Origin of the sequence: Prosthecobacter sp. (assembly GCF_044373815.1) — a bacterium.
Taxonomy (GTDB): domain Bacteria; phylum Verrucomicrobiota; class Verrucomicrobiia; order Verrucomicrobiales; family Verrucomicrobiaceae; genus Prosthecobacter.
Window position 1 is genome coordinate 1 of record NZ_JBIPNG010000321.1, and the last position, 7,682, is coordinate 7,682.

The following is a 7,682-nucleotide window of genomic DNA, read 5'->3' on the forward strand; positions in this document are numbered from 1 at the left end:
TGGGCATGCTGACAGGCGACATCGGCTGCGGCAAGACGATCACCAGTGCTTTTTTGGCCCAGAGCCTGGATCCTTGCGCGTTTATTGTCGTGAGCTGTGAAAATTCAGGATTCAGCTTTGATGAACTGCTGCAATCCATGCTCTGTCAGCTAGATTCGGAGGCAGATCACCTGCCCGAAGGCAGGTTTGGCCGCTGCGAACACTTGAAAGCCCTCTGTGAAAATGCGGCTGAGCGCGGCCGGCATGTCATCATGCTGCTCGATGAAGCGCAGGACATGCCGGAGGAAACGCTCAAACAGCTCGGCTGGCTGACCAATTTCAACGGCGCTGGCCGCCCACTGCTGACACTGCTGCTGATCGGCCAGCCCCCGCTGCGCAGGTTGGTAAACAGCAATCAGGCAATTCAGCAGCGCATCGGACTTAGATTTCATCTCATGCCTCTGGCTGAGTCTGACACCGCAAACTATGTGGAGCATCGTTTGAAAGCAGCCGGCCATGCCGACGGCTCGGTGTTCGAAGCAGATGCGTTGATCCAGCTGCATCATATGACCCGCGGTATTCCGCGCGAGATCAATCGCACCGCGAAACTCTGCCTCGAACATGCTTGGGCATCTGGCAGCACCATCGTCACCGCCCAAATCTTACATGATGTGGCCTGTGATTTGTATCGCCAGGACCAGCTTCTCGGCATCTCCACGGCTCTTTCCTGTGTCTCATGAACGCAGTGCCTCCAACATCCTTCAGCCTGACAGCGATCAATCGCAAACGCGGCATCAGCAGCCCAGTAGCGCCCAGGCAACGTGAGGCCACCGCGCTCATCGAGCCCATGGATCTCTCAAACTCTGCAATGCCGGCGGCAGCTTCCGCCGAACCAGCGGCACCTTCCATCAAACTCCCATTCGATCCACTGCGTGTGATCGATGCTATCATCCGCCGCTGGTGGCTCATGCTCCTGTCAGGTTTGATCTTCTCTGCAGCATTGCTGGCCGTGGGCTGGCTGCGCTTTGAAACTCTTTACACCGTCAAATCCCAGATCATCAAACAGCAGCTCGCTTCCGCCTTCAGACAGTCGGATTCAGGAGAATCATTCAAACCCACGGATCTCACGATTCCGACGCTCATGTCTCTCATGTACTCGGGCGCCACAATCGCTGCCACCGGCATTCAGTTGGAGCATCGCTATGAAGAGAGTGCGCTTCGCTCAGGATTGATCGTCGCTGCTGAACGCAACACCGACATTGTGAACATCAGCATGACCTCGAATGTCAGCGCCGACGCCGTGCTCGAGATGTTGAAGGCCTACACCGAGACTGTGCTGCAGCTCTCACGCGAACTTCAGCGCAGCGATGCTTCAAACATGAAGGCTTTCCTGCAAAAGCAGATCGAGCGCACCGATGTCGATTTGCTCAAGGTTAATGAAGAACTGCTGGCCTATGGCCGCCAGTCCCATCTCCTCGATGCAGACAAGCAGATGGATGCATGGCTGGCTGAACTGGGCAATTTCACGCTGAAGTATGAGACCTTGAAGCTCGACCACGACACCCTCGACGTGCGCATTCTGGGCGTTGAACGTGAACTGGGCAAAGTGGACACCAATGCAGCAAGAGTAGACACCGCCAGGAAAGAACTCGCCGACCTGCGGGTTCGATACACCGACGAACATCCCGCCGTGGTCGAATCCATGGAAAAGCTCCATTCCATGGAGCAGCAGATGAAGTCTTCCGGCATGCGCACCGATGCACCGCCCAAACCCGGCGAAAGCAATGTGGCGGAAAGTTTATACCTCGACCTCGTGCGTCTGCGCTCCGAAAAGCAGGTGATGGGTGAGCAGTTGACGAAGCTCCTCGCTGTGCGGGAAGGTATCAATGAACGTCTGGCACTGCTTCCACGCCAGGCTATGGAATACGCCCATATCAAATCCCGCAAGCAGACTCTGGAGACTTCCCGCGCCCTGCTGGCCGGACGTCAGCGCGAAGCAGCGCTCTACGAAGAGAATTCTCAAGGCTACTTCCGGCTGTTTTCCATGTCACGTGCTCAGGACGTGAGCGCCGTAAAGCCAACACAAAAACTCATCATGGCAGGCGCGGGTGGATTTGGCGGTGGCGCTCTGCTGGTGGCCGCCATCGTTGTCATACTGACGCTGCTTGACGGCTACATCCGCAGCAGCGGTGATTTGAAACGCGCCACCGGTCTTCCTGTTCTGGGAGCACTGCCATTGAAGCTTGATTCCACCACCGAAAATGAAGACTCCTGGGCCTTCCGCACCTGGACAAGGCTGCAGCCCATGCTGCAAACGCATACCAATGGCGGCGCCATGATCTGCGGTGTGTTGCATGCGGCTGAGGACAATGCAGCCTCCCGTTTGATCGGACTGCTGGCTGATGCCGCCATCCGGCGTGGTCTGGCATGCATCACGATCACACGAGAGCTCACCGAGGATGCCCTCACACTCACGGCAGCCGTGGATCAGCCTGAACGTCCCGGAAAGATCACCCGCGAAATCACCAACCGCCCGTACCGCATCGGCATGGATGAAGAATGGCAGTGGACTCCCTCACAAAGACAGCAATGGCAGGCAGCACTCGCACACTGGCGCACACTGCCGGGCGTGGTGATCCTCATCGAACTCCCAGCCGTGGAGCAGCCGGAGGCGCTGCTGATCGCTGAGCAGCTTCCCAATCTCATCTGGGCCGGTTCCAGCGGAACATGCCTGGTGCAAAAGGTACAAGATGCTCTGCGCATGTATCGTGACGCAGGTTGCAGGCTCATCGCCGCCGTGCTGGACCGCGCACCAACGTTGCGCCCGGCCGCACTGGCTCGTTTTGGTGCACTCGCCCTTTTGCTCAGCAGCTTTTCCTCAGCCTGGGCGCAGACGGCTCTACCACTCGGTCCAGGAGATGCGGTGAACATCAACATGCCCGGATTTGAAGGTCTTGAGCGCAAGGAAGTGCCGGTCGGCCCGGATGGCAAACTGACCTACATGCAGGCACGTGACATCCAGGTGTCCGGGCTGAGTCTGGATCAACTGCGCGAAAAGCTGGTCACCGAACTGCGGCGCTACTACCGCAATGCCCGCGTGGTGGTCACGCCTTCCACTTTTCAGAGCCGCAAAGTCTATGTACTCGGCAAGGTGGTGAAAAAAGGGGCCATCAATCTGGACCGCCCCCTAACCATTCTCGAAGTGGTAGCTGAAGCCGGCGGTTTGGAAACCGGCTTGTTTCAGCAGAACACCGTGGAGCTCGCAGACCTGGGCCGCAGTTTCGTCATGCGCGGGCAGACTCGTTTGCCGGTCAATTTGGAAGCGCTCTTTCTGCACGGTGACATGAAGCAGAACGCACATGTGGAGCCGGGGGATTACCTCTACTTCCCTTCCGCCAACTCCAACGAAATCTATGTGCTAGGCAATGTAAAAATGCAGGGAACTCAAGGTCTGCTGGCCCACACTTCCGTCCACAGCGCCATCGCTCAGGCGGGCGGCTTCACACCGAAGGCCTACACACGGCGGGTGCTTGTGGTGCGCGGCTCCTTTGAAAAGCCCGAACGCTTCGTGGTGGATATGGAGGACGTGCTCACCGCACGCGCCAAAGGATTCCGCCTGGAACCAAAGGACATCCTGTTTGTCGCGGACAAGCCCTGGGCCCGTGCCGAGGAACTGCTCCACATGGCGATCAATGCATTCCTTCAAGGAGCCGTATCAGGCTGGACCCGCGCCAACATCGGCCCCTACATTCAGCAGCCAATCCTGCCACAGCTGCGCTAATAAAGGTTCACGCAGTTGCCGCACATTATTTCCTTCAGTTAATTGGATTCATGATCGCCACTCTGGAGCCTGCTGCAACACCTGCCGCCAATCGCATTCTGCAAGTGGCCGTCATCGAAGACGATCCAACACTGCGACTCTTTCTGAAGAAGCTCATCAGCAAGCCTGGAGGCCAGTTGGCGTTTGCTGGCGCATGGGAAAGCGCGGAAGCCGCCGCGAAACCTCTGCTCGAAACGCGACCCGATGTGGTGGTCGTAGATCTGGAGCTTCCACACATGTGCGGCATGGATCTGATCCGTCATCTTTCACCGCGCATGCCAGCCACGGCATTTGTGGTGCTCACGATTCACAATGATTCACAAAGGGTGTTCGCCGCGCTGCGCGCAGGTGCCAGCGGCTATTTGTTAAAGAGTTCAAAACCATCCGAGATCATCGCCGGCATCCTTCAAGCCAGCGCTGGCGGTGCCCCGCTCAGCCAGGAAATCGCCCTCCTCCTCATCCAGTCGTTTCAAAACCCGGCGAAGACCGTGCGCAAACGCATGCCGGGTCTCACACCTCGGGAATGCCAGATTCTCGAGATGCTTGCCGAGGGCATGGTTCCAAAGGAAGTGTCTGACAAACTGGGCATCAGCTACGCCACCGTGCGCGACTACCTCAAGTCGGTGTATGCCAAGCTTCACGTGCGCTCCCGCACCGAGGCCGTGATCAAATACCTCGATCAAACCAAGTAGCTTTTTCAGCAACCCCACAGCTGCGGGGATTGTCGGCGGATTGTGCAGCAAGGATGTTTGCGCATGAAATTTACCGCTCTGATCCCCTGCTGCCTTGCGCTGCTCAATGCATGCTCCCTGATGAAGGAGCAGAAAAAATTCGATGCCCGTGCACAGGACACCAGCACGGACGCCGCCTTCACACAGACCAAGCGCCAGGAACCCATCCACCCCGAGTGGCTGAAGCCCTCCCCCAAACCATACACACTGGGACCTGGAGACAAACTCGAGATCGAAATCATCGGTGAAACAGGCACGCGTGCGGACACCTTTGTCACGCCTGACAGCAAGCTCTATTTCGATTTGCTTCCCGGCATTGATGTGAAGGGCAAGCCAACAACACAGCTCCGTGAGGAAATGGAAAAAATGCTCACACGCTACTACAAGCAGCCACAGGTTTCACTGACTCTGCGTGAGGTCAGCAGCCAGCGGGTGTGGGTGCTGGGTCGTGTCAATTCTCCTGGCATCTATCCATTGAACCGCCCCATGCGCGTGCTGGATGCCGTCACTCAGGCCGGTGGTCTCTTCGCCTCAAGCTTCACCGGCACCACCGAAGAACTCGCCGATCTCAGCCACAGCTTTCTCATACGCGGCGGCAAAATGCTGCCGGTGGATTTTCAAAAGCTCATCCGTGAAGGCGACATGTCTCAAAACATCTACATCGAGCCCGATGACTTCATTTATCTCCCGTCCTCCATGACCAATGAAATCTATGTTTTGGGTGCCGTCACTGAGCCCAGACCCGTGGGTTTCATGAACGAAATGAATTTGATCACCGCACTCGGTCGCGGCCTCGGCATCCGGCCTGAAGCAGACCTCACCCACGTCACCATTGTGCGCGGCTCGCTGACGGAGCCCAAGATCGCCACGGTCAATGCCAGAGACATCATCCAGGGCAAAGCCACCAATGTGCGTTTGGAACCCGGAGACATCGTCTATGTGCCCGGTAGCGGCAGCATGTCCCCAGGCGGCTTTTTGCATGATGCGATCAACACCTTCACGCGACTGGTCGCGGCCAATGAAGGCAACTCAGCCGGAGCGCCTAATGCCACCCCCATTGGTTTGAACCTCAACATTGGACCCTCCAGCCCCACACAATGACAACCTCCCCTCGTCGCATCCGCCCGCTTATCATTGCCGAGGCAGCCAATCCGACACTCACCAGCGCGGCGCTGGTCGGCTGGTCCTGCGCGAAGGCCATCGCCGAACAAACCGACGCCCACATCGTCACCGAGTGGCGCAATCGCGATGATTTTATTCGCGCCGGCATGGTGGAGGGCACCGACTTCACCGCCATCAACAACCGCCGTCTGCAGCACCTCTCATGGAGTCTGGCCACGAAGTTCAGCCGCAAAGGGAGCTTCAGCTGGAGCCTCTACGCTGTGCTCTCCAATCTCGTTTATCCATTCTTTGAGCGCAAACTCTGGCAGACCTTCGGCCCCAGGCTGCGCGCTGGCGAATTCGATCTCGTACACCGTCTCCTTCCCCTCTCCCCCACCACGGCAAGCTGGATCGCGCCTCGACTGAAAAAGATCGGCGTTCCCTTCGTGCTGGGACCGTTGAATGGTGGCGTGCCATGGCCTCAGGGCTTTGATGATTTGCGTCAGCAGGAACGCGACGGCGCAGGACGCCTGCGTGCGTTCTATCGTTTCTCCCCGGGCTTGAAACAAACTCGTGAATCCGCGCACGCCATTCTCGCCGCTTCACGCACGACCCTCCATGAAATGCCCGCGCATCTTCGCAGCCGCTGCGTCTTCATGCCCGAGAACGCAGTCGACTTGGAAAGATTTCCGCTCACGCCCAAAGCACCAGCCGTCACTGATCCGTCCAAGCCGCTCCGCATTTCCTTTGTCGGACGTCTCGTAGCACTGAAGGGCGTGGACATGCTCATTGCCGCTGCCGCCCCCTTGATTCGCAGTGGAGCACTGCATCTCGACATCATCGGCGACGGCCCGGAACGCGAGCGTCTGCAAGCCATGGCGCAAAGCGAGAACATCACCGCTGGCGTTTGCATGGACGGCTGGATACCACATGCCCATCTCGGTGCCCGCCTTCGTGAGAGCAATCTGTTCGTATTCCCCAGCATTCGTGAATTCGGCGGCGGCGTCGTTTTGGAAGCCATGGCCTTGGGAATCCCCGCCGTCGTGCTGGATCACGGCGGCCCGCCCGAGCTTGTGCCACCAGGAACCGGCTACGTTCTTCCCATGACCACGCGTGAAGACATAGTCACCCGTCTGCGCCAGTTGCTCACGGAGCTGCGCGAAGATCCCGCACAACTGCACACTGCAGGCGAGCTCGCTCAGGCGCACGTTCGCAAGTATTACTCCTGGGAGGCCAAGGCCGTGCAGATCCACGAGGTTTATCGCTGGGTGCTGGGCCATCGTGCGGCCAAACCCGACTGGGGCACCCCCATGGGCTTCGCGAGCCAGACAGTCGACTCTGAAGTCTCGACGCAGCCCATGCCTCAACCTCAGCTCATTCCCGATCATGGTTTCTAAAGCACCCAGCCAGGGCGCGTTTCACATTGCCTCTCTCGATGGCATGCGCGCTGTGGCCATCTTGATCGTCTTTCTCAGCCATGCCGGTCTCTCCCATGTGGTTCCCGGCTTGTTCGGAGTCACCGTCTTCTTCTTTCTCAGCGGCTACCTCATCACCACCCTGCTGCGGATGGAATGCGAAAAGCATGGCGGTGCCAATCTCCGCCAGTTCTTCCTGCGTCGCACGCTACGCATCCTCCCGCCGTTTTATCTGATCTTGGCCGTCATTGCCTTGCTCACCGCCCTCAGCGTTTTGCCCGGAGGCTTTCATGGCCAGGCATTGCTGGCGCAGTCCCTCTTCGCCGCGAATTATTGGGAGATCACCGGTGGGGTGCAGCCACCCGGCACGGAAATTCTCTGGTCGCTCGCCGTGGAGGAGCATTTCTACCTGCTTTTTCCTTTCCTCTACCTCGCCATGCGTCGCGTCATGCCGGACCGCCGGCATCAGTTCGCCCTGCTGCTGACTCTCTGCGCCGCCGTACTCGCGTGGCGCATGCTGCTGGTGCATCAATTCTCCGCCATTGATCTGCACTCCGGCTCAGCTCACCATCCACGCACCTGCCATGCCACGGACACACGTCTGGATGGCTTGCTCTTCGGCTGTGCTCTCGCAGT

At 58.4% G+C, this 7,682-nt stretch carries 6 protein-coding genes; all 6 read left to right on the forward strand.

All coding sequences use genetic code 11. The annotated features are described in order from the left end of the window. Nucleotides 1-719: ExeA family protein (locus tag ACIREA_RS21815; RefSeq protein ID WP_397384473.1), on the forward strand; the 719-nt coding region annotated here is incomplete at its 5' end. Continuing rightward, the gene (locus tag ACIREA_RS21820) at nt 716-3,760 is read left to right on the forward strand and encodes an SLBB domain-containing protein (protein WP_397384474.1); all 3,045 of its coding nucleotides are present in this window, start codon (nt 716-718) and stop codon (nt 3,758-3,760) included. The genes ACIREA_RS21815 and ACIREA_RS21820, both read left to right, overlap by 4 nt. A 50-nt stretch (nt 3,761-3,810) precedes the next feature. Then, the gene (locus tag ACIREA_RS21825; RefSeq protein WP_397384475.1) at nt 3,811-4,491 is read left to right on the forward strand and encodes a response regulator; all 681 of its coding nucleotides are present in this window, start codon (nt 3,811-3,813) and stop codon (nt 4,489-4,491) included. Nucleotides 4,492-4,554: 63 nt separating this feature from the next. After that, nucleotides 4,555-5,631, forward strand: coding sequence for a polysaccharide biosynthesis/export family protein (locus ACIREA_RS21830; protein WP_397384476.1), 1,077 nt, complete (start codon nt 4,555-4,557; stop codon nt 5,629-5,631). Beyond that, entirely contained in the window at nt 5,628-7,028 is a 1,401-nt protein-coding gene (locus ACIREA_RS21835; protein WP_397384477.1) for a glycosyltransferase family 4 protein, read from the forward strand. The genes ACIREA_RS21830 and ACIREA_RS21835 overlap by 4 nt, the downstream gene beginning before the upstream one ends. After that, nucleotides 7,018-7,682, forward strand: a 665-nt coding sequence (locus ACIREA_RS21840; protein WP_397384478.1) for an acyltransferase family protein, incomplete at its 3' end; no start/stop codon positions are given. The genes ACIREA_RS21835 and ACIREA_RS21840, both read left to right, overlap by 11 nt.